Origin of the sequence: Hydrogenophaga sp. SL48 (assembly GCF_021729865.1) — a bacterium.
GTDB lineage: Bacteria > Pseudomonadota > Gammaproteobacteria > Burkholderiales > Burkholderiaceae_C > Hydrogenophaga.
Window position 1 is genome coordinate 1669872 of sequence record NZ_CP063400.1, and the last position, 20977, is coordinate 1690848.

Below are 20977 nucleotides of genomic sequence, written 5' to 3' on the forward strand. Positions count from 1 at the left end.
ACCGCCACCGCCGGCCTGGCGGTTGTGCGGTGGATCCGCGTTCACTCGCGGATCCACTGGGCATGTGCGATGCGCCACTTGCCCGCCTCCAGCTTCATGGGCAGGGCGCTGCGGTTGAGCTGGTGGCGGCCGTCGGCGCCGACCTTGAAGGGCTGGTCCATCATGCCGCTGCGCCAGAGTGCCATGGTCGCCAGGGCCTGCGACACGCTGGCCCGTGTGATGGGGCCGCGGATGCCCGTCAGGGTGTGCACCAGGGCCTGCGCCGCGAGATAGCCGCCCTGCGAGAGCGAGCTCGGTTCGATCTGGCGGGCGATCAGCAGGCGCCGCCAGCCCATGATCTGCAGCGAGCCGCTGGACCAGGGGTCGAATTCGGCCATCGCGTACAGGCCGTCGCCCGCGCCCGAGAGGGCCTGAGCGGCCTGCATGGTGTAGGCCGGCGTGAGCATCACGATGGGCACTTTGGGCATCGCCGGCCGACTGGCCAGCACCCATTCGATGGCGGGGCCACCGGGGCCGGTGTAGATCACCGCCTGGCATTGGCGCGCCGTCACCCGCTGCACCAGCGGTGGCAGGGGTTCGCCCAGTTGGTACATGTCCAGCGAAGGTGCGGGCGCCTTGGTGCGCTGGGTCCAGTTGCGCACCACCTTTTCAAAGGCCTCGGTCATGCCCGGCAGGGCGGGCGAGACCACGCACAGGCGCTCGTGACGCAGCACCTGGTGCGCAAAGCTGAGGGCCGTGGCAGTGGCCACATAGGGACCGGCGTTCAGGGGCGCGATGTGGGTCGAGGCAAAACACGCGGGATCGCCGCCGACGCCCGGCAGGCTGAACAGACCGGCCTGGGCGTAGCGCTCGTGGTTCACGCCGCATTCCAGTGCGCTGGAACTCCCGGCCAGCGCCACCGTGCGCGGGTCCTTGATCAGTTCGGTGGCGGCCAGTTGCGCCTGCTGCGGCCGCATCTGGTCGTCGATCACCCGGTATTCGATGCGCCGCCCCTGGATGCCACCGGTGGCGTTGATGGCGTCGAAGTACAGGCGGGCTGCCTGCACGCTGGCGTCCGAGGCGCCCTGGCCGGTGAGGCTGCTGACCGCGCCCACCACGATGGGCGGCGGGCCGTTGCCTTGCGCGCAGACGTGGGCGGCCGAGGCCGCCAGCGCGGTGGCCAGAGGGAGGAAGCGGGCGGAGCGTTTCATGGAATGGCCTTGCGTAGAGGGGTCCAGAGGCGCAGCCCCAGCAGGCCACGGGGTGCGTACAGGCTGACCCCCACCGCCACGGCACCCATCGCGATCAGGTACCAGCCGCCCGAGATGCCGAGCGAGGTGGCCAGCAATTCACGCAGCGCGAACCAGATCAGCACGCCGATCACCGGGCCACCGATGGTGCCGATGCCGCCGATGAGCGTGGCGAACAGCATCATCACCACCCAGTTGATGTCGAAGGCCGAAGCGGGCACGAGGAACATGCCGCCCATGAAGTACACCGCGCCCGCCAGCGCGCTCACGCCGCCGGAGATGACGAAGGCCACCAGGCGCACGCGCTGCACGTCGATGCCCACGCTGCGCGCGGCCACCTCGTTGTCGCGCACGGCGGTCATGGCCAGGCCCAGGCGCGAGCGCATCAGCTGCTGCATGCCGGCCACCGACACGATGCCCAGCGCGCAGGCGAGCCAGAAACTCATCTGGCCGAAGAACTCGATGTCGTCCAGCGCCGACATGTCCAGCGTCAGGCCCGCGTTGCCGCCGAGCGCCGAGGTCTTGGACACCAGCAGCGCCACCACCTCGGCCACCACCCAGATGCCGATGGCGAAGTAGGCGTCGCGCAGGCGGAACAGGGCGGGTGCGATCAGCGCCGCGCACAGCGCGCCAGCCAGGCCGCTCAGCGGCAGCAGCCAGTAGGGCGAGATGCCGGTGCGCTGCGCCAGGTCGAACAGCGCGTAGGCCCCGACGCCGATGAAGAGCTGGTGGCCCAGCGACATCAGGCCGCCGTAGCCGGCCAGCAGGTTCCACATTTGCGCCATGCAGATGGCCAGCAGCACCTCGCTGGCCAGGCGCATCAGGCCCGCGTCCAGCCATTGCGGCGCCAGCCAGGCAGCCAGGGCGCAAGGCAGCGTCCAGGCCAGGGGAAGCAACGAGGCGGTTTTCATGCGCGGTCTCCGGCCAGGCCCTTGGGGCGCACCATCAAGGTGATCAGGAACAGCAGGTGCGCATACAAAGAGCCCGAGTTGGAGTCGAAACGCTGGCCGAACAGCTGGGCCACGCCCAGCACCAGGCCCCCGGCGATGGCGCCCCAGAACGAGCCCAGGCCGCCAATGATCACCACCTCGAAGGCCACCAGCATGCGCTCCACCCCCGAGAACGGCGTGAACAGCGTGCGCTGCGCGAGCAGGTAACCCGCTCCCATGGCGAAGGCCGCGGCCAGCCCCATGACCTGGCAGAACACGCGCTCGGGCTTGACGCCCATGAGCCGCACCACGTCCGGGAAGTCGGCCGTGGCGCGCACCGTGCGGCCGAACTCGGTGTGCCGCAGCACCCACTGCAGGCTGGCGAACAGGGCCAGCGCCAGCAGCAGCATCAGCACCGGGTACACGCCCACCGAGATGCCGAACAGGTCCATGCTCGCGCTGCCCAGCGCACCGGCGTCCACCGCGCGCGAGTCGGCGCCGAACAGCTCGACCATGCCGTTGCGCAGCAGCACCGAGAGGCCGAAGGTCAGCACCAGCGGTGTCAACACATTGCCCGAGCGCACCGCTCGGTTGAGCAGCGTGGCCTGCAGCAGCCAGCCGAAGGCGTAGCCGATCAGCACCACCGGGATGAGCATGGCCCACACCGGCACGGCGCCGAACCAGCCCACCAGAAAGAAGCCGGCGTAGGCGCCGAGCACGATGAATTCGCCGTGGGCCAGGTTCACCACCCGCATCACGCCGAACACCAGCGCCAGGCCCAGGCCGAAGAGCGCGTACAGACCGCCGAGCAGCAGGCCGTTGATCAAGGTCGATAGCCAGTCCAAGTCATTCCCCAAAATAGGCCGCAGTCACCTGCGAAAGTTCGATGGCCTGGCTGGCGCCCTGCAGCGTGACCTGACCCTTGAGCAGGCAGGTGACCTGGTCGGAGACCGCGCAGGCGCGCGCCACGTCCTGCTCCACCAGCACGATGGACAGGTCGGCGCCGCGGATGCGCTCGAAGGTGCGGTAGATCTCCTGCACGATCAGTGGCGCCAGGCCCAGCGAGAGTTCGTCGCAGATCAGCAGGCGCGGGTTGCTCAGCAGCGCTCGGCCGATGGCCACCATCTGCTGCTGCCCGCCCGAGAGCTGCATGGCGTTGCGCTGGCGCAGGTCCTTGAGCGCCGGGAACACGTCGTACACGGCGTCCAGCGTCCAGACGCCACGCCGGCGGGTCAGCGTGCCCATCTGCAGGTTTTCTTGCACCGTGAGCGAAGGGAACAGCATGCGGCCCTCGGGCACCATGGCGATGCCGCGGCGCGCCAGGGCTTCGGCGGGCAGGCCGGTCACATCGTCGCCGTCGAAGCGGAGGCGGCCCGAGCGCGGCGGGTGCAGGCCGGTGAGCGCGCGCAGCAGCGTGGTCTTGCCCGCGCCGTTGGCGCCGATGAGGGCCAGCACCTCACCTGCGGACAGCGACAGGCCCACGCGCGAGATGGCCTGGAAGTCGCCGTAGAAAACGTCCAGCTCCTGAATGTCAAGCAGCGGCATTGGCGGGCACCCCCATGTAGATTTCGCGCACGATGGCGCTGTCCATGACCTCGGCGGGGGTGTCCTCCAGCAGCTTGCGACCGAAGTGCAGCACCATGATGCGGTCGGCCACCGCGCGCAGCGCGTGCGCGATGTGTTCGATCCAGATCACCGCGTAGCGTTGTTTGAGCTCGTGCACCAGTTCCACCATCTGCTGCACCTCGCGCTCGGTCAGGCCGCCGGCCACCTCGTCGAGCAGCAGCAGGCGCGGCCCCGAGGCCACAGCCTTGGCCATCTCCAGGCGCTTTCGGTCCAGCAGGGGCAGTGCGCCGGCGGTCTTGTGCGCCATGGCTTCCAGCCCGCAGCGGCGCAGCGCCTCGCTGGCGGCCTGGGCCGCCGCCTCGCCGCGCAGGCCACCGGCAAAGCTGGCCGCCGCGAGGGCGTTGTCGAACACGCTCAGGTTGCCAAAGGGCTGCGGCACCTGGAAGGCGCGCGCCACGCCCAGGCGCGCGCGCTGGTGGGCGGGCAGCCCCGACAGGGCCTTGCCGTCGAGCGCGATGTGGCCCGCGTCGGCCGCCACGGTGCCGGTGAGCAGGTGGAACAGCGAGCTCTTGCCGGCCCCGTTGGGACCGATCACGCCCAGGCACTGACCGACCGGCAGATCGATGTCGATGCGGTCGGCCACCACCACCTGGCCGTAGGCCTTGCACAGGCCCCTGACTTCCAGACTCATGGGGTGGGCCTCACTTGATCTGCGAGAGCAGTTCGAGCTTGCCGCCCAGCGGAATGGCCGGCGCCAGCGCGTTGTTCACCACCACCAGCTCGTAGGGGTGTTTCGACCCTGCGGCCGTGCGCTTCCATTGCCCACCCGCCAGCGCCGTCCTGGCCACGCTCTTGATCGGGCTGTTCTTGAAGTCCACCTTGCCGACCACCGTGTCCAGGGTCATGTTCTGGATCGCGTCGCGCACCGCCTTGCGGTCGAACGGATCGCCCGCGGTCTTGAGCGCGTGCAGGCCCACCTCCCACATCGCGTGCACATAGCCCAGCGGCTGCGTCCACTGGTTGCCGGTGGACTTCTCCCACTCGGCGGCCAGCTCGGCGGCGCTCTGCTGGGTCAGCGAAGAGCGGTAGGGGAAGGCCGGTGTCCACCAGACCTCGGTGGACATGCCGTTGCCCGCCGCGCCCAGGCCTTTGAGTGCGCTGGGGAACAGGAAGGCCGCGGCCACGGTGCAGACCTCGGGCTTGTAGCCCTGCTGCTGCGCCTGCTTCCAGAAGGTGGCGAAGTGGCTCTCGTACATGAAGCCCGAGACGATGTCGGCGTTGGCCTTCTTGAAGCTCGCGATGGGGTTGCTGAAATCGTCGGTGGCGACCTTGAAGAAGCCGCCGGTGGACTCTGTGTAGCCGGCCTTGCGCAGCGCGGGCGGCATGCCCGCCAGCGGGTCGGCGAAGGCGGCGCCGGGCGGGTTGTCGATGTAGAGCGTGCCGACCGACTTGCCGGTCTTGACGCTGTCCCAGAGCGCGGTGAAGGTTTTCACCACGTCGTCCGCACCCCAGAAGAAATGGAACGAGAACGGGAAGCCCTTGCTGATCTTGCCGTTGCGCGCGAACAGGAAGGCCTGCCAGGGCGACATGGTGCTGATCATGGGCACGCCGTGCACGTCGCAGAGCTGGCCGGCGGGTGTGGAGGCATCGCCGTCTTCCACCAGCATCAGGTCGACCTTCTCGCGCAGCACCAGCTCGCTGGCCACCTGCACCGAGCGGTTGGGGTCGGACTGGTTGTCGCGCAGCACGATCTCCACCGGCACGCGCTGGCCACCCACCTCCAGGCCGTTCTTGAGCAGCTCGCGCACCTTGGCCAGGTGCCACTGGTCGGCCACGCCGAACGGCGCCCTGGGTCCAGAGAGGGCGGTGATGTAGCCGATGCGCAGCGTCTTCTGCTGCGCGATGGCAAAGCCGGGCAGGGCGCCAGCGGCGGTGAGCGCGACCGAGGTCTTCAGGAAGTCGCGGCGCGGGGCGGGGTGGTGGTTCATGGTGCTTGCTCCGGGAAAAGGAATCGAAACGGGGACGGTCAGGTCGGTGAGGGCACGGCGCGGGCGCCGGTGAACTTGTGCAGCGTGTTTTCAATCACCTGCTGCTCCATGCCTTGGGTGATGAACACCAGCCGCGAGCGGCGGTCGGCGTCGGGCCAGGCCGCAAGGGACACCGGGGGATGGACCAGGTGCTGCGCGGCATGCACCACGAGCGGTCGCACGGGGCTTTCGGCGATGTGGATCAGGCCTTTGAAGCGCAGCAGGCGCTCGCCGCGCATGGCCGTCAGCAGGCCGAGCCAGTGCCGGAAGGCCTCGTCTTCGAAGGGTTCGTCCACGGTCAGGCAGAGGGTCTGGATGTCGCTGGCATGGGGAGGGTGCGCCCGCTGGAACAGCGAGCTGGTGATGGCCTTGGTCGCGCTGAACAGCCAGGTGGCTGCGCCCGCCGCGGGGGTGTTTGTCAGGTGCTGAGCGAGAAAGGGGTTGTCGAGGTTTTCCAGGTAGAGCAGGTGCTCGGAGCGCAGCGCGCCGTGGTCCACCCGGTGCAGGGGTGCGCTGGGGTTGATGCGCCCCAGGCGCTGCTCCAGCTGTTCCCGTGCCACCGCTTGCACCAGGTCGCACTTGCTCAGCAGCAGCGCGTCGGCCACGGCCACCTGACGCCGGGCCTCCTCGTGCTGGTCGAGGGTGGCAAAGCCGTTGAAGGTATCGACCACCGTGACCACGCCCGCCAGCCGGAAGTCGCGGGCGAGCGCCGGATGGGTCGTCAGCGTGTGCATCACCGGCAGGGGGTCGGCCAGCCCGGTGGTCTCCACCACCACTCGCTCGAAGCTCAGTTCCTTGCGTTGCCGGCGAGACAGCAGGTCTGTCAGGGTCAGCGTCAGGTCCTCGCGCACCGAACAGCACAGGCAGCCGCTCTTGAGCAGGCGCACATGGGGCGCGACGTGCTGCACCAGCAGGTGGTCCAGCCCGGTCTCGCCCAGCTCGTTGATGATCACGGCGGTGTGGCGCCACTCGTCGCGCTGCATCAATTGCTGCAGCAGCGTGGTCTTGCCGCTGCCCAGAAAACCGGTGATGACCGTCACCGGCGTGCGCGGGTCGGTGGTCATGCGCCAGTCTCGTGTACGCAGCGGCCTTCGAACCACGTCTGGAGCACCCGTGTCTGGCCGAGCTCGGCAGGGTCGATGTCGAAGACCCGGCGGTCCAGCACCGCCAGGTCGGCGGATTTCCCGGCCTGGATGGAGCCAGCCCGGTCCGCCAGGCCGGTGGCCTGGGCGGCGTTGATGGTGTAAGCGCGCAGCGCGTCCTGCACGCCGATGGCCTGCTCGGGCACCAGTGCGCCCTCCAGTCGGCCCGACGGGTCGCGCCGCGTGACCATGCCCTGCATCGCCGGCCAGGGATTGGGGTCGGGCACCACAGGCCAGTCCGAGCCGCCGGCGATGAGCGCGCCCGCGTCGAGCAGCGAGCGGATCGGCGCCATGCGGTCGACGACGGGCTGCGCCACCGTGGTGCGGATCGCCTCGATGATCACGCTCGGGAACCACAGCGGGGGCGAGAGGTCGGCCACGACGTTGAGCTCGGCAAAGCGCGGGATCTCGGCCGGGTCGATGAAGGTCGCGTGCGCGATGTGGTGTTGCAGCCCAGGGCCGTTGAAGCTGCGCAGCACATCGATGGCGTCCAGCGCCGCGCGCGTGGAGGCGTCGCCGGTGCAGTGGATCTTGACCCGGATGTTCTTCTGCTCGCAGTCGGACAGCACGCGGGCCAGCTGCGGCACGGTCAGTGTGGTCCCGCCCCGGAAGCAGCAGCCGTGCACCGCATCGGCCAGGTAGGGCTCCAGCATGGCGGCGGTGCGCGAGGTGGGCACGCCGTCGAGGAAGATCTTGCCCGCGTCGGGCAGGAAGTGCCGGGTCCGAAAATCGTCGCGCAGGGCTTGCAGTTCGTCCGGCATTTCGCCGGGCGCCAGCGGGGCTTCCGTCATGGGCAGGGACCCCATGACCCAGGCGCTCAGGCGGCCTTCGTCGTCCAGGGTCTTGAGGGCGCGCATCACCGCGCGTGTCGTCAGGGCCTCCTGCATGCCGGTGACGCCGACGGCGTTCAGGCGTTTGACGGCGTGCGCTGCGGCCTCGACGTCCAGTTGTGGCGCCGCGTCGAGCGCGCGCGCCACCGCGATCTCCACCAGGCTGCAGGCGGCCTCCAGCAACAGGCCGGTGGCCTCCCCGGTGGCCGGATCGCGCACGATGCTGCCGTTGGTGGGGTTCGGGGTGTCGCCGTCGATGCCTGCGGCAGCCAGGGCCGCGCTGCTCACGAAGCGGTTGTGGTGGGAGTCGTCCCGCAGCATCACCGGGCGTCCGCCCGCGGCCTCGTCCAGGCGCAGCCGGGCGTTGCGATCGATCTGGCCGATCAGCGCCGAACCCCAGATGCCGCCCACGATCCATTCGCCAGGCGCCTTGCCAGCGGCGGTCTCGCGAACCGCGTCCAGCACCTGATCCAGGCTGAAGACGGGTGGCACGAACATCTCATAGAGTTCCGCGCGGCCGGCCCAGACAAAGTGGTTGTGCACGTCCAGAAGACCCGGGGTGACCATCTCTCCGGGCAGGCGCACGAGTGGCGCGTCCGGCAGGGCCTGGCGGGCGTCCTCCATGGAACCCACCGCCACGATGCGCCCGTCTCGGACCGCAATGGCCTCGGCCCACGGGCGGTTTTCGTCCATGGTGCAAATCAGGGGGTGGTGCAGGATGATGTCTGGCATGGCGATTGCTGAGAGGTTCGGGTTGATAAAAATGAAGCGCATGGCAGGGAATCCACCCTTGCAGTGCGTCGGTTGCTCGTTAATCTCTGCGCACCATGTCGATCACCCCACCCGCCTTCTTGAGAAAACCCGACGAGCTGATGCTGGATGTGTACGCCGGTGCCGCGCAGCCGGCGCGCTGGGTGCGGTCGATGGACGGTCTGTGCAGCCTCACCGGTGCGCATTCGGCCGTGGTGCAGGCCTTCCGTTTCGAGGGAGGACAGGCGCAGGTGCTGTGGTCCGCGCAGGACTCGCGGACTCGGGCGGTCACCTCGGTGCAGTCGCCCGAACTCAACACCGGTGACAACCCGCGCCTGGAGCAGCGCCGCGTGCTGCGCGGGCTGGACCGCGTGGCCTGCGACGAGCTGCTGTTCGACCCCGACGACGAGGCCCGCCCCCGGCTGCAGCAGCGGCTGGCCACGCTGGGCCTGGGCCGTTTCATCGGCACCCTGCAGGACGTGGGCCGGGGCGTGTACCTGGGCCTGGCCCTGCACCGCGCGGTGCATGACAACAGCGACTTTTCTGCCGAGCACATCAACCGGCTGGCCGACCTGGCACCGCACATCGGGCAGGCATTTCTGCTGACCGATCAGCTGCGGGCGTCCATGGAGCGTGACGAGCGCCTGCGCGACCTGCTGGACACCCTGTGTTTCGGCGTCGTGCTGTGCAGCGAAAACGGCCGCGTGCAGTGGGTGAACCGGCAGGCCACGGCCCTGCTGACGCCCGGCGCGGCCCTGTGCCTGCAGGGAGACCATCTGTATGGACGCATCGCCCAGGACACCCAGTCGTTGCTGGCGGCACTGTCGGCGGCCATGCGCGCGGGACCGCAGCGGGTGGGCTATCTGCGGCTGGGCCAAGGCGCACAGGCCTTGCATGTGGCCATCCGGCCCGGCGACGACCCGGCCTCGCTGATGCTGGTGCTGTCTTCCGCTGCGGTGGCGCTGGAAATGCCCGCCGGCGCCCTGGAGAACCTCTTCGGACTCACCCCCACGGAGGCTCGCCTGCTGGGTGCGATCGCGACCGGCAGCACCGTGGAAGCGTACGCACAACAGCGTGGCGTCTCGGTGGGCACCGCCAGGGTGCAGCTCAAGCAGATCCAGTCCAAGACAGGACAACACCGCCAGTCCGACCTGGTGAGGCTGGTGCTGTCGTCTGCAGCGGCCCATCTGACGGTCCCTCGCCAGGTCTGAGATCAGAACGACCACCCGGCGCGCACGGCGACCTGAGTGCCCTGGGTGCGGTTGCGGGCGCCGAACTCCTTGTAGACGTGTGCCCAGAACACCGGCCAGTCTGAACCGAGGTCGAAGAAGCTGATGGCCGGGCCCAGCGCCATCACGCGGGAGCGGTTGCCGTCCTGGAAGCGGGCACCATTGACCTTGTCGTCGCTGAGCTGCTGGTTCAGGTAGCCACCGACGCCGAGGGTCCAGGGACCCACGTGCTGACCGACGGCGAACTCGTGCTGGTACTCGACGCCCGAACGGTACTGCGTGTCCTTGTTCTTGCCGTGGACGTTCAACTGGATGTTGGACGACACTTCCAGCCCGGTGGGGCCGATCCAGGTGAAGGACACGGCGGGTGATGCGGTCCAGTGGTTGGAGCCCGAATTGATCAGGCGGTCGGCCTTGTACGAGCCGGTGGGCAGCTGCAGTTCAAGCCGGCCGTTGACGAACAGGCCGGGCGAGGGCGTCCACTTCACCACCACCGGGGCGACGGTGATGTCGCCCACGGCGGCGTTGGTGCCCTTCAGGGGCAGCGGCCCGACCGGTGTGGGAATCGTGAGCCGGTTGCTCATGTCCAGGTAGGGCACCACGGCCATGAAGCCGTAGGTTCCACCGAGCAGCGGAACGTCGGTGGTCTTGACGATGGCCAGCGATGCGCTTTGGACCTTGAGCTTGATGCCGACCGGGGACCGGCCCCCCCGGGTGTCGCGAAGTTGGCTGGCGCTGTAGCTGGCGCCGCGCAGGCCGACGGTGGCGGCGAGCGACGACGGGGGCAGGGTGCCCGCGCCGAATTCAAAGATGCCGATGGGCGTGATGGGGGCGCCGTTTTCGACGCTGTGGGCGGTGGAGGCCACGCACGCAAGGGCGATGGCCATCAGGGGATGGGTGAGGTGGATGGCGGGTTTGCGGTGCATGGGCTGGCCTCTGGGTGGTCTGTGTGGGGCGGACTGGAATCCGCAGACCAGAGGTTAGGCAGCGCAGGGGCACGGGGCACCTACCAAACGGGATAGGTGGCGACTGGGGTTTGTATGGGGTCGACGAAGCTGCGGCGGGACCCGCCTTGCAATTCAGGGGAGGACTTTGCTTGAGCGTTCCTGAACAGCGCCTCGGATTCAGCCAAGGCGGGCGCCTGCTGGCCCATGGAAGCCGCCACCGCGGCCGACTGTTCAACCCGCGCAGCGTTGTGTTGGGTGGTCCGGTCCAGTTGGGTGACCGAAGTACCCACGCCGTTGATGCTGTTGCAACTGGCTGGCTTGGTTTTCCGCGCAGGGGGAAGGTCTTGATGGCCTTGCGCGATCTGGTGTGCTGAGTTTGATCAACCTGCAGCCACAAACTCCGCCCGCAAGGTCTCGACCAACGCTGCAACCGAAGGAATCGACGTCACGCCAGACACCGCGTGGCCCGCGCTCCACAGGTCTTGCCAGCGCTGGATGACCGCGGTATCGGCGCCACCCCCGAACTTGGTCCTCGCCTCGGCCACCGTCACGGTCTCGTCCAGCTCGGCCGGATTCAGGCCCACGCGCTCGATCGAGGGCTTCAGGAAGTTGGCCGGCAAGCCGGTGAAAGCGCGGGTGACCAAGATGTCGTCGAGCGAGGTCTCCGTGAGCATCTGTTTGTAGGCCTGTGCACCCAGGCTCTCGCCCGTGGCCACAAAGCGCGTGCCGAAGGAGCCCAGGTCGCAGCCCAGCACCGTGGCGGCCTTCAGTGCCACGCCATCCGACATGCCGCCAGCCAAAACAATGGGACCATCGAAGATCGCCCGCACCGCGCGCACGAAAGCAAACGGATTGGCCCACCCGGTGTGACCTCCCGCGCCCGCCGTCAGCAACACCAGGCCGTCGGCGCCGGCTTCGATGGCGCGTTCGGCATGGTGCACCGAAGCCACGTCGGCCAACACCAGGCAACCGCCATCGTGCAAGGCCGGGATCACGGCGGCGGGGGAACCCACGCTGGTGATGACGACTTCGGTGCGGTGCTGAACGATCAGCTTCGCTTCTGCCATCACACGCACCGGATCGCGCCGCATGATGAGATTGGGGCAGAAAGGCGCACGCCGGGGGTTGTCGGAAGCGGCACGACTCAGGCGCCCCAGCCAGTCACCGAACTCGTCCAGCGACGCGCAGTTGGCGGTCGGAAAGGCGCCCACCACACCGGCTTCGCAGGCGGCGGACACGAGTTCGTAGCCCGACACGCGCAGCATGGGTGCGGCAATGGCGGGAATGGTGAGGCGGTCCAGAAAAGGCAGTTTGTTCATCATTGATTTCAGCTTGCGTGTGCTTGAAAGGCGTTTCGTGCCTCTTCGATCAGGTTCGAGACAATGGTCGACATCGGCTCGATGCGCTTTGCAAAAGCAATGGCGGGCCCGAGCGACAACATGCCCTGGTTCCAGTCGCCGGTGGCGTAGCAGCCATCGCGCACCGTGGTGCCTTTGATGAGGTCACCGAAGGCGGCGTGGTCCAGCACTCCCGAGCGTTCGAGCGCTTCGATCTTGTGTGCGGTGTCGTTGCGCAGCACGCGCCAGGTTTTGCCGAGCGACTGCAACACCCGCACCGTGGCGTGTTCATCGCAGGTCAGCAGATGCGCCTTGTAGTCGTGGTGCGCACCGATCTCTTCGCACACCAGAAGGCGCGAACCCATCAGCACACCGTCCAGCCCCTGAACCAGCGCGGCGGCGATTTGCCGACCGTGGCCGATGCCGCCGCCGAGCACCAGCGGAACGCGGAACTGGCCCACGGCCAACGCCCCCATCAACATGGATGGCAGTTCGTTGACGCCGGGGTGACCCCCTTCCTCCATGCCGATCAATGCGACGGATTCGAGCCCTACCGCAAGCCGACCAAGCGCGATGTGTTCCTGGCGACGATGGAACAGATCGTGCCCTGGCAGGCGCTGTGCTCTGTCATCGAACCTCACTACCCCAAAGCCGGCAACGGGCGCCCACCGATCGGGCTCGAACGCATGCTGCGGATGTACTTCGTTCAGCACTGGTTCAACCTGGCCGATGAGGCCTGCGAAGAGGCCCTGCTCGACAGCACGGCGCTGCGGCGCTTTGTGGGCATCGATCTTGGGCGGGAGCGCGTGCCTGACGGGACCACCCTGCTGAAGTTTCGCCGCCTGCTGGAGCAGCACAAACTGGGCGAGGCCCTGTTTGCCAAAGTGGGGGAGGTGCTGCAGGCGCGAGGCTTGAAGGTGGGCACCGGCACCATCGTGGACGCCACCATCATCGGCGCGCCCAGTTCGACCAAGAACGCCGACAAGCAGCGCGACCCCGAGATGCACCAAACCCGCAAAGGCCAGCAGTGGTATTTCGGGATGAAGATGCACATTGGCGTGGACAGCCGCACCGGGCTGGCGCACAGCGCTGTGGTGACAGCAGCCAACGTACACGACAAACACCCGCTGCCCGATCTGCTGCACGGCAACGAGCAGCGTGTGTATGGCGACAGTGCCTACGCCAGCCAGAAAGCGTTGATCGGATCGAAGGCCCCCAAGGCCAAGGACTTCACCAACCAGCGCGTGCGCAGGGGTGGCGATATCGACGAGGCCGAGCGCTCCAGAAACCACAACAAGTCCAAGGTCCGCGCCCGGGTCGAACACGTCTTCGCTGTGGTCAAACGGCTCTGGGGCTTTGCCAAGGTGCGCTACCGGGGCCTGGCCAAGAACGCCACGCGCTCGTTCGTTGTGCTGGGTCTGGCCAATATCTATTTGGCGCGTCAGCGCCTCATGGCATGAGTGCGTCCGTTGCGCACGACGGGTGCGCGAGCACGGCTGGTATGTCCAGGGAACGCGGTCGAATCGCGCCGCTTGCCCGCGTCGGCAACCCTTTGCGTAGCGGGCCACTCAATTCGGCTACTTGTTCAGCGCAGCCCTAAGCCCGTTTCCCCCTGAATGGCACCACATTGCCAGCCACGCAGCCATCCAGATAGTTGCTCCAGGCCTGCATCATCTGGGCTCGCGGCTGCAGGTACATCGCGTGGTTGTATGAAGCACTGACCTGATTGCGCTCCTGATGCGCCAACTGCAGTTCGATGTGCTCGTGCGGCCAGCCCTGTTCGTGCAGCAGGGTGGAGGCGATGCCACGGAAGCCGTGGCCGGTCATGCGCCCCGCGTAGCCCATGCGATCCAGCGCGCCCAGTATGGTGTTGTTGCTCATCGACTTTTGATGGTCGCGCTCACCGGGGAAGAGCAGGGGGCTGTGACCGGTCAGGGTGTGCAGGCTCCGAAGCAGGGTCACCGCCTGGGTGGAGAGGGGCACCACGTGCGGCGTCTTCATCTTCATGCGCGAAGCGGGAATGTCCCAGCGTCCGCCGTCGAGGTCAAATTCTTCCCAGCGCGCGCCAATCAGCTCACTGGTGCGCACGAAGGCCATGGCCATGAGCTTGATGGCCACGCGGGTGACGGTACTGCCGTTGTAGACCTCGATCTTGCGCAGCAACTCGGGCAGTTCCTTGCTGTCCACCCTGGCGTAATTCTCCTTTTTGCGCGAGGCGAGCACGTCGCTCGGGCGAATCTCCACGGCCGGGTTGCGTTTTGCCAGCCCGTGGGCGATGGCGTAGCGAAAGATCTGAGAACAGGTCTGCAGGGCGCGTTTGGCGATGTCGAGGGCGCCACGCTTTTCGATCGTTTTCATCATGGCAACCAGTTGTGGTGCCTCGATTTCCGCGTCTGGCCTCTTTCCAATGGCTGGAAAAACGTCAGCTTCCAGCCAGCGCCACACGTAGACGGTGTGGCTGTCGCTGCGTGCCGCCTTCCAGCTTTCCCACCATTTCGTGGCCACAGCTGCGAACGTGTCTTCGACGGCCAGGCGGCGGGCAATCTTGTCGGACTTTCGGGCGGCCATCGGGTCGACACCCGTAGCCAGCAGCTTTCTGGCCAAGTCCGCTTTGTCCCGCGCCTGCGCGAGGGAAACATCAGGGTAGACGCCCAAGGCCATGAGCTTTTGTTTGCCCTCATGGCGATAGGCCCAGCGCCATAACCGGGAGCCTTGAGGCGTGATGTGCAGTTGGAGGCCGCGTCCGTCAGACAGCTTGAAAGCCGACTCCCGTGGCTTGCTGGAGTTGATGGCGATGTTGGTCAGGGCCATGTTCACCCCCGTTGGTAACAGAAATACCAACACGGCACCTCCTGTGTACCACCAAAAATACCAACAGAAGCCGTTGGATGGCAAGAACCGTTACGGGACGTCCAGAAACAAAAAAGCCCCGGAACACTTGGGTATTCCGGGGCTTTCAGGGTGTCTTGCGAGACGTCTTGGGACGCTCTGGGACGCATTTTTGGCGGAGAGGGCGGGATTCGAACCCGCGGTGGGGATTAGCCCACACACGCTTTCCAGGCGTGCGACTTAAACCGCTCATCCACCTCTCCGCGAAGCCCTCGATTGTAGCAGGCTGCAGCACCCATTTCGTCAGTCGCCCGTTTTGATGGTGCCGACCATCTTCATCGCCGAACCGATCAACGCCGAGACCTCGCTCATGTTGCCGGGGATGATGAGGGTGGTGGTGGCGTCGGCCGCCACCTTGCCATAGGCGTCCACCGCGCGCTCGGCCACCTTCAGCTGCACGGCCTGTTCGCCACCCGGTTGGCGGATCGCGATGGCGATGCGTTCGATGGCCTGCGCGGTGGCGTCGGCCACCGCAGTGATGGCGGCCGCTTCACCCTGGGCACTGTTGATGGCGGCCTGCTTTTCACCCTCCGAGCGCGCAATGAAGGCTTCACGCTCGCCGGTGGCGATGTTGATCTGCTCCTGGCGGCGCCCTTCGGACGCGGCGATCAGGGCGCGTTTTTCGCGCTCGGCCGTGATCTGGGCCTGCATCGCGTGAAGAATCTCTTTCGGTGGCGTCAGGTCCTTGATTTCGTAGCGCAGCACTTTCACGCCCCAGTTGAGCGCCGCCTCGTCGATGGCCTGCACGATCTGCGCATTGATGATGTCGCGCTCTTCAAAAGTCTTGTCCAGCTCCAGCTTGCCGATCACCGAGCGCAACGAGGTCTGTGCCAGCTGGGTCACCGCCACGATGTAGTTGGACGAGCCGTAGCTGGCGCGCATCGGGTCGGTCACCTGAAAGTACAGGATGCCATCCACCTGCAACTGCGTGTTGTCACGGGTGATGCAGACCTGACTGGGCACATCCAGCGGTATTTCTTTCAGACTGTGTTTGTAGGCGACCTTGTCAATGAACGGCACGAGAAAGTTCAGACCCGGGGCCAGCGTGGCGTGGTACTTGCCCAGGCGCTCGACCACCCAGGCGTTTTGCTGGGGAACCACCTTGATGGCACGAACAATGAAGATGGCCGCGATGATGAAAAGAAAGAGTGCGATTTCCATGGAGGGTTTCCCTGTTGGCTTGTTCGTTGATGGGGTTGTCGGGCGGGGTACCCGGCATCAAAAAATGAATGGGCGCTTCAGGCCTTGGCGACCATCAGGCGATTGCCGATCAGTTCGCTCACCTTGTACAGGCCCGGTTCGGGCGGCGTGCCGGGAGCCCGGACCACGGTCCATTGTGCGCCACGGTATTTGACGCTGGCGGTACCGTCTGGCTGCCAAACGTCCACCTGGATGGTTTCACCCACATCGAGGTTGACGCTGCGCAGCGACCGGGCCGACGGGTCGCCGGGCCGCCGGCGCTTGTTGAGGTAAAGACCGACCACGGCGGCCGAGCCGATCACCGCCGCTGCCACCAGCTGGGCCGAAGGGCTCCAGCCCAGGTGGGCCGCCAATGCCCCAGCGGTGGCGCCGAGCGCCAGCATCAGCAGGTAAAAGCTGCCGGTGAACAGCTCCAGCGCGACCAGCGCGCCGCCGAGCAACCACCACAGTGTGGATTCCGCCATTCGATCTCCTCCGTTGACTGAAGCCCAGCGGGTGTCTGGGTTGCGCCACATTCTGCGACAAAAGCCGGACCTGTAAATACAGCGTCGATCGATTTCCGTACACTTCCCCGCTTCCTTGACCCACCAACGCCGCCGGGGCGTTCCCTCTGGCTGGAGATACCCGATGAAATTCCGCTTTCCCATCGTCATCATTGACGAAGACTTTCGCTCGGACAACTCGTCCGGCCTGGGTATCCGTGCCTTGGCACAGGCGATCGAGGCGGAGGGATTTGAAGTGGTCGGCGTGACCAGCTATGGCGACCTCTCGCAGTTCGCACAGCAGCAGTCGCGTGCCAGCGCCTTCATTCTCTCGATCGACGACGAAGAGTTCAGCGTCGGCCCCGATCTCGACCCGGTGGTGCTGAACCTGCGAAAGTTCATCCAGGAGGTGCGTCGCAAGAATGCCGACGTGCCGATCTACATCCACGGCGAAACCAAGACCAGCCGCCACCTGCCCAACGATGTGCTGCGCGAACTGCATGGCTTCATCCACATGTTCGAGGACACGCCGGAGTTCGTGGCGCGCCACATCATCCGCGAAGCCAAAAGCTATCTTGAAGGTATCCAGCCACCGTTCTTCAAGGCGCTGCTGGACTACGCCGAAGACGGCTCCTATTCCTGGCATTGCCCAGGCCATTCGGGTGGCGTCGCCTTCCTGAAGAGCCCGGTGGGCCAGATGTTCCATCAGTTCTTTGGTGAAAACATGCTGCGCGCCGACGTGTGCAACGCGGTGGAAGAGCTGGGCCAGCTGCTGGACCACAACGGCGCCATCGGTGCGAGCGAGCGCAACGCGGCGCGCATCTTCAATGCCGACCACTGCTTCTTTGTCACCAACGGCACCAGCACCAGCAACAAGATGGTGTGGCACCACACGGTGGCGCCGGGTGACGTGGTGGTCGTGGACCGCAACTGCCACAAGTCCATCCTGCACAGCATCATCATGACGGGCGCCATCCCCGTCTTTCTGAAGCCCACGCGCAACCACTACGGCATCATCGGCCCGATCCCGCAGAGCGAGTTCGAGATCGACGCCATCAAGGCCAAGATCCGCGCCAACCCGCTGCTGGCCGGCGTGGACGCCGATGCGGTCAAGCCTCGCGTGCTGACGCTGACCCAGTCCACCTACGACGGCGTGCTCTACAACACCGAAGCCATCAAGGAGATGCTCGACGGCTACGTGGCCAACCTGCACTTTGACGAGGCCTGGCTGCCGCACGCCGCCTTCCATCCCTTCTATGGCAACTTCCACGCCATGGGCAAGAAGCGCGCGCGCCCGAAGGAGTCGGTGGTGTACGCCACGCAGTCCATCCACAAACTGCTGGCCGGCATCAGCCAAGCCAGCCATGTGCTGGTGCAGGACTCGCAGAACATCAAACTCGACCGCCACCTCTTCAACGAAGCCTACCTGATGCACACCAGCACCAGCCCGCAGTACGCGATCATCGCCAGCTGCGACGTGGCTGCGGCGATGATGGAGCCTCCCGGCGGCCGCGCGCTGGTGGAAGAAAGCATCTTCGAAGCGCTGGACTTCCGCCGCGCCATGCGCCAGATCGACGCCGAGTTCGGCGACGACGACTGGTGGTTCCAGGTCTGGGGCCCCGATGAGCTGGCCGAAGAGGGCATGGGCGAGGCCGGGGACTGGGTGCTCAACCGCGAGCGGCCCGACAGCACCGGTGAACGACCGACCCAGCGCGACTGGCACGGCTTCGGTGACATGGCGCCGGGTTTCAACATGCTCGACCCCATCAAGGCCACCATCGTGACCCCGGGCCTGAATATGGACGGGCGCTTTGAAGAATCCGGTATTCCGGCGTCCATCGTCACCAAGTTCCTGGCCGAGCACGGCGTGGTGGTGGAGAAGACCGGCCTCTACAGCTTCTTCATCATGTTCACCATCGGCATCACCAAGGGCCGCTGGAACACGCTGCTGACGGCGCTGCAGCAGTTCAAGGACGACTACGCCAAGAACCAGCCGATGTGGCGCATCCTGCCCGAGTTCTGCCAGAAGCATCCGCGCTACGAGCAGATGGGCCTGCGCGATCTGTGTCAGCACGTGCACCAGCTGTACGCCCGCTACGACATCGCACGCCTGACCACCGAGATGTACCTGAGCGACCTCACGCCGGCCATGAAGCCGAGCGACGCCTTTGCACACATCGCCCAGCGCACCACCGAGCGTGTGCCGATCGACGACCTGATCGGACGCATCACCACCAGCCTGGTCACGCCTTACCCGCCGGGCATTCCGCTGCTGATCCCGGGCGAGGTGTTCAACAAGAAGATCGTGGATTACCTCAAGTTCGCGCGCGAGTTCAATGCGCTGTGCCCTGGTTTCGAGACCGACATCCACGGCCTGGTCGAGCAGCAGGACGCGGACGGCAAGAAACACTACTTTGCCGATTGCGTGAAGGCGGCGTAAGCTGGCGCTCCACATCCAAGGAGCGCCCATGTTTCCAGAGTACCGCGACCTGATCACCCGCCTCAAGGGCCACGACCACCATTTCACCCGCCTGTTCGACAAGCACAACGAGCTGGATCAGACGATCAAGAACATGGAGGCGCACATCCAGCCCGCGACGGTGACCGAGATCGAGCAGCTCAAGAAGGAAAAGCTGGCGCTCAAGGACCAGATTTACGCCTTGCTTCGTCAGGCAGCCGCCTGATCGGAGCACCTGCCTGCGGTCAGGGCTGTGGCCCTGAGGCCGCTGGCTGAAAATCCGGGCGCTCGCGCACAAACGTGGCGAAGCGTGGCAGGCCACTGTCGTTGAGTCCCCGATAGCGGTAGGTGACCCACACGCCCTCGGCAGGAGGTTGCTCGCGCTGGGCATCGGTGAACCCTGTGCCGAGCCGGAAGCGCCGACCTTCTGGTGTTTCCACCAGCAGCGCACCCAGCCGGCCGCTGTGGCGCCCTTTGCCGGGCAGATGGCCCACGACCCTGGCCTCCGCGTCGTCGTGCGTCTTGAGTTTGATCAGGTCGTCGCTGCGAATGCCCCGGTACGGGGAGTCGCCCCGGTGCAGCATCAAGCCTTCGCCACCCGCACGCACCATCTGTTGCAGCCGGGCACCCAGCTCGGCATGGGTGGTGACCTTCTCCTGCGGCACTGCCACGACCCACGGCCGGTTCAAGCGGCGCACCAGATCCTGGTAGGCTGTCAGGCGTTCGTCGAAGACCCCGGGGTGTGTGGGCAGATCGAACACCATGAAGCGGATGCGGCGCCAGGCGGCGTCGTTCGGAACCTGCTGGCGCACGGTGGACGTGGCTTCTCCGAACCGACCACGTCCGGCCCAGAGCTCGCCATCCATGGGCACGGCCGGCCAGCCCTCGGTGAACCAGGCGGGCGGGCTCAGCACTTCGCCACCTCGGCTCAGCAGGCGCTGGCCGTCCCAGTAGCCCCGCAATCCGTCGAATTTTTCACTGACCCAGTAGGCGCCGAGATCGAGACCCGGGTGGTACTTCTCCGCCAGCATGAGGGCCGGCGCGGCACCCGCCGCTCGAAGCGTGGGCGTGAGCAGCAGACCGGCGACAGCCAGCAGCCAGCCACGCCTGCGCAGAACGGGCATGTGTGTTGACCGGTCCGTTCTGCTGGTGGATCAGGCCACCGATTCGCTGTCGCGGCTGATGCCGGCGGTCTGGCTGAAGCCCCCGTCCACATAGGTGATCTCGGAGGTCACGCCCGAGGCCAGGTCCGACAGCAGGAAGGCGGCCACGTTGCCGACGTCGTCAATGGTCACGTTGCGGCGCAGGGGAGAAGCCGCGGCCACCATGCCCAGCAGCTTGCCGAAGTCCTTGATGCCGCTGGCGGCCAGGGTCTTGATCGGGCCGGCGCTGATGCCGTTGACGCGCATGCCACGCGGTCCGAGCGATTCGGCCAGGTAGCGCACGCTGGCTTCCAGGCTGGCCTTGGCCAGACCCATGGTGTTGTAGTTGGGAATGGTGCGCAGGGCACCGAGGTAACTCAGCGTGAGCAGCGAGGCCTTGGGCGCCAGGAAGGGCAGGGCGGCCTTGGCCATGGCGGGAAAGCTGTAGGCGCTGATGTCGTGCGCGATGCGGAAGTTCTCGCGCGTGAGGCCGTCGAGAAAATCACCGGCAATGGCTTCGCGTGGAGCAAAACCGATGCTGTGCACAAAACCGTCGAACTGGGGCCAGACCTGGGACAGGTCGGCAAACAGCTTGTCGATCTGCGCGTCGTCGCCGACATCGCAGTCGAAGATGAGTGTCGAATTGAAATCGGCGGCGAACTCGGTGATGCGGTCCTTGAACCGTTCGCCCACATAGCTGAAAGCCAGCTCCGCGCCTTGCGCGTGGCAGGCCTTGGCGATGCCATAGGCGATGGACCTGTTGGACAGCACGCCCGTGATCAGCAATTTTTTGCCGGCAAGAAAACCCATTGTTCTGACT

The 20977-nt window shown here is 66.4% G+C and carries 20 protein-coding genes and 1 tRNA gene; 4 read left to right on the plus strand and 17 right to left on the minus strand.

Translation table 11 applies throughout. The annotated features are described in order from the left end of the window. Nucleotides 1-41: 41 nt before the first annotated feature. From IM738_RS08060 to IM738_RS08095, 8 genes are read right to left on the minus strand one after another with little or no spacing between them, the layout of a single operon-like run. Nucleotides 42-1190, minus strand: coding sequence for an ABC transporter substrate-binding protein (locus IM738_RS08060; protein WP_236965356.1), 1149 nt, complete (start codon nt 1188-1190; stop codon nt 42-44). Beyond that, nucleotides 1187-2140: a branched-chain amino acid ABC transporter permease gene (locus tag IM738_RS08065; protein WP_236965357.1), complete on the minus strand. Its 954-nt coding sequence runs from the start codon at nt 2138-2140 to the stop codon at nt 1187-1189. Before IM738_RS08065 ends, IM738_RS08060 begins: the two co-directional genes overlap by 4 nt. Then, nucleotides 2137-3003 carry a branched-chain amino acid ABC transporter permease gene (locus IM738_RS08070; protein WP_236965358.1) on the minus strand — a complete coding sequence of 289 codons (867 nt, stop codon included), beginning with the start codon at nt 3001-3003 and terminating at the stop codon, nt 2137-2139. The genes IM738_RS08065 and IM738_RS08070 overlap by 4 nt, the downstream gene beginning before the upstream one ends. Nucleotide 3004: 1 nt before the next feature. Beyond that, nucleotides 3005-3703, minus strand: a complete 699-nt coding sequence (locus IM738_RS08075) for an ABC transporter ATP-binding protein (RefSeq protein WP_236965359.1) — start codon at nt 3701-3703, stop codon at nt 3005-3007. Beyond that, nucleotides 3690-4415 (minus strand): ABC transporter ATP-binding protein, encoded by a 726-nt coding sequence (locus IM738_RS08080; protein ID WP_236965360.1) that lies wholly within the window; start codon nt 4413-4415, stop codon nt 3690-3692. Before IM738_RS08080 ends, IM738_RS08075 begins: the two co-directional genes overlap by 14 nt. Before the next feature lie 10 nt (nt 4416-4425). Continuing rightward, nucleotides 4426-5712 carry an ABC transporter substrate-binding protein gene (locus IM738_RS08085; RefSeq protein WP_236965361.1) on the minus strand — a complete coding sequence of 429 codons (1287 nt, stop codon included), beginning with the start codon at nt 5710-5712 and terminating at the stop codon, nt 4426-4428. Between the two features lie 38 nt (nt 5713-5750). Then, nucleotides 5751-6815 carry a CobW family GTP-binding protein gene (locus IM738_RS08090; RefSeq protein ID WP_236965362.1) on the minus strand — a complete coding sequence of 355 codons (1065 nt, stop codon included), beginning with the start codon at nt 6813-6815 and terminating at the stop codon, nt 5751-5753. Beyond that, entirely contained in the window at nt 6812-8455 is a 1644-nt protein-coding gene (locus IM738_RS08095) for an amidohydrolase (RefSeq protein WP_236965363.1), read from the minus strand. Before IM738_RS08095 ends, IM738_RS08090 begins: the two co-directional genes overlap by 4 nt. A gap of 95 nt (nt 8456-8550) precedes the next feature. Between IM738_RS08095 and IM738_RS08100 the strand changes: the two genes are divergently transcribed. Continuing rightward, nucleotides 8551-9684, plus strand: coding sequence for a helix-turn-helix transcriptional regulator (locus IM738_RS08100; protein WP_236965364.1), 1134 nt, complete (start codon nt 8551-8553; stop codon nt 9682-9684). A 2-nt stretch (nt 9685-9686) separates the two neighbouring features. On the opposite strand, the gene IM738_RS08105 is transcribed toward IM738_RS08100, so the two are convergent. The 3 genes from IM738_RS08105 to IM738_RS08115 form a co-directional block, all read right to left on the minus strand. After that, a complete protein-coding gene (locus IM738_RS08105) occupies nt 9687-10628 on the minus strand; it encodes a SphA family protein (RefSeq protein WP_236965365.1) in 942 nt (313 codons plus the stop codon). A 401-nt stretch (nt 10629-11029) separates the two neighbouring features. Then, the gene (locus IM738_RS08110) at nt 11030-11968 is read right to left on the minus strand and encodes an NAD(P)H-dependent flavin oxidoreductase (RefSeq protein ID WP_236965366.1); all 939 of its coding nucleotides are present in this window, start codon (nt 11966-11968) and stop codon (nt 11030-11032) included. Nucleotides 11969-11976: 8 nt separating this feature from the next. Next, nucleotides 11977-12510 (minus strand): NAD(P)H-dependent flavin oxidoreductase, encoded by a 534-nt coding sequence (locus IM738_RS08115; RefSeq protein WP_236965367.1) that lies wholly within the window; start codon nt 12508-12510, stop codon nt 11977-11979. Here IM738_RS08115 and IM738_RS08120 point away from each other — a divergent pair. Further along, nucleotides 12493-13446, plus strand: a complete 954-nt coding sequence (locus tag IM738_RS08120) for an IS5 family transposase (protein ID WP_236965368.1) — start codon at nt 12493-12495, stop codon at nt 13444-13446. The two genes, IM738_RS08115 and IM738_RS08120, sit on opposite strands and share 18 nt — an antisense overlap. Before the next feature lie 136 nt (nt 13447-13582). On the opposite strand, the gene IM738_RS08125 is transcribed toward IM738_RS08120, so the two are convergent. The 4 genes from IM738_RS08125 to IM738_RS08140 form a co-directional block, all read right to left on the minus strand. Beyond that, the gene (locus IM738_RS08125; protein WP_236965369.1) at nt 13583-14797 is read right to left on the minus strand and encodes a tyrosine-type recombinase/integrase; all 1215 of its coding nucleotides are present in this window, start codon (nt 14795-14797) and stop codon (nt 13583-13585) included. 191 nt (nt 14798-14988) lie between these two features. Then, nucleotides 14989-15078 (minus strand) — tRNA-Ser (locus tag IM738_RS08130). A gap of 40 nt (nt 15079-15118) precedes the next feature. Continuing rightward, on the minus strand, nt 15119-16036 hold the full coding sequence (locus tag IM738_RS08135; protein ID WP_236965370.1) for an SPFH domain-containing protein: 918 nt from the start codon (nt 16034-16036) through the stop codon (nt 15119-15121). Nucleotides 16037-16113: 77 nt separating this feature from the next. Further along, the gene (locus IM738_RS08140) at nt 16114-16539 is read right to left on the minus strand and encodes an NfeD family protein (RefSeq protein ID WP_236965371.1); all 426 of its coding nucleotides are present in this window, start codon (nt 16537-16539) and stop codon (nt 16114-16116) included. Between the two features lie 163 nt (nt 16540-16702). Between IM738_RS08140 and IM738_RS08145 the strand changes: the two genes are divergently transcribed. Continuing rightward, nucleotides 16703-18997, plus strand: a complete 2295-nt coding sequence (locus tag IM738_RS08145; RefSeq protein WP_236965372.1) for an arginine/lysine/ornithine decarboxylase — start codon at nt 16703-16705, stop codon at nt 18995-18997. A gap of 28 nt (nt 18998-19025) precedes the next feature. After that, nucleotides 19026-19241, plus strand: a complete 216-nt coding sequence (locus IM738_RS08150; RefSeq protein ID WP_236965373.1) for a YdcH family protein — start codon at nt 19026-19028, stop codon at nt 19239-19241. 19 nt (nt 19242-19260) lie between these two features. On the opposite strand, the gene IM738_RS08155 is transcribed toward IM738_RS08150, so the two are convergent. Both IM738_RS08155 and fabI read right to left on the minus strand, forming a co-directional pair. After that, entirely contained in the window at nt 19261-20139 is an 879-nt protein-coding gene (locus IM738_RS08155; protein WP_236965374.1) for a DNA ligase, read from the minus strand. Nucleotides 20140-20169: 30 nt separating this feature from the next. Next, entirely contained in the window at nt 20170-20967 is a 798-nt protein-coding gene (gene fabI, locus IM738_RS08160; RefSeq protein WP_236965375.1) for an enoyl-ACP reductase FabI, read from the minus strand. Nucleotides 20968-20977: the final 10 nt, after the last annotated feature.

What these genes read in the sequence shown, in the direction of transcription:
- IM738_RS08060 (WP_236965356.1), bottom strand. Translation starts at nt 1,190, where the DNA reads ATGAAACGCTCCGCCCGCTTCCTCCCTCTGGCCACCGCGCTGGCGGCC.
- IM738_RS08065 (WP_236965357.1), bottom strand. Translation starts at nt 2,140, where the DNA reads ATGAAAACCGCCTCGTTGCTTCCCCTGGCCTGGACGCTGCCTTGCGCC.
- IM738_RS08075 (WP_236965359.1), bottom strand. Translation starts at nt 3,703, where the DNA reads ATGCCGCTGCTTGACATTCAGGAGCTGGACGTTTTCTACGGCGACTTC.
- IM738_RS08080 (WP_236965360.1), bottom strand. Translation starts at nt 4,415, where the DNA reads ATGAGTCTGGAAGTCAGGGGCCTGTGCAAGGCCTACGGCCAGGTGGTG.
- IM738_RS08085 (WP_236965361.1), bottom strand. Translation starts at nt 5,712, where the DNA reads ATGAACCACCACCCCGCCCCGCGCCGCGACTTCCTGAAGACCTCGGTC.
- IM738_RS08090 (WP_236965362.1), bottom strand. Translation starts at nt 6,815, where the DNA reads ATGACCACCGACCCGCGCACGCCGGTGACGGTCATCACCGGTTTTCTG.
- IM738_RS08095 (WP_236965363.1), bottom strand. Translation starts at nt 8,455, where the DNA reads ATGCCAGACATCATCCTGCACCACCCCCTGATTTGCACCATGGACGAA.
- IM738_RS08100 (WP_236965364.1), top strand. Translation starts at nt 8,551, where the DNA reads ATGTCGATCACCCCACCCGCCTTCTTGAGAAAACCCGACGAGCTGATG.
- IM738_RS08105 (WP_236965365.1), bottom strand. Translation starts at nt 10,628, where the DNA reads ATGCACCGCAAACCCGCCATCCACCTCACCCATCCCCTGATGGCCATC.
- IM738_RS08110 (WP_236965366.1), bottom strand. Translation starts at nt 11,968, where the DNA reads ATGAACAAACTGCCTTTTCTGGACCGCCTCACCATTCCCGCCATTGCC.
- IM738_RS08115 (WP_236965367.1), bottom strand. Translation starts at nt 12,510, where the DNA reads ATGGAGGAAGGGGGTCACCCCGGCGTCAACGAACTGCCATCCATGTTG.
- IM738_RS08125 (WP_236965369.1), bottom strand. Translation starts at nt 14,797, where the DNA reads ATGGCCCTGACCAACATCGCCATCAACTCCAGCAAGCCACGGGAGTCG.
- IM738_RS08135 (WP_236965370.1), bottom strand. Translation starts at nt 16,036, where the DNA reads ATGGAAATCGCACTCTTTCTTTTCATCATCGCGGCCATCTTCATTGTT.
- IM738_RS08140 (WP_236965371.1), bottom strand. Translation starts at nt 16,539, where the DNA reads ATGGCGGAATCCACACTGTGGTGGTTGCTCGGCGGCGCGCTGGTCGCG.
- IM738_RS08145 (WP_236965372.1), top strand. Translation starts at nt 16,703, where the DNA reads ATGAAATTCCGCTTTCCCATCGTCATCATTGACGAAGACTTTCGCTCG.
- IM738_RS08150 (WP_236965373.1), top strand. Translation starts at nt 19,026, where the DNA reads ATGTTTCCAGAGTACCGCGACCTGATCACCCGCCTCAAGGGCCACGAC.
- IM738_RS08155 (WP_236965374.1), bottom strand. Translation starts at nt 20,139, where the DNA reads ATGCCCGTTCTGCGCAGGCGTGGCTGGCTGCTGGCTGTCGCCGGTCTG.
- fabI (WP_236965375.1), bottom strand. Translation starts at nt 20,967, where the DNA reads ATGGGTTTTCTTGCCGGCAAAAAATTGCTGATCACGGGCGTGCTGTCC.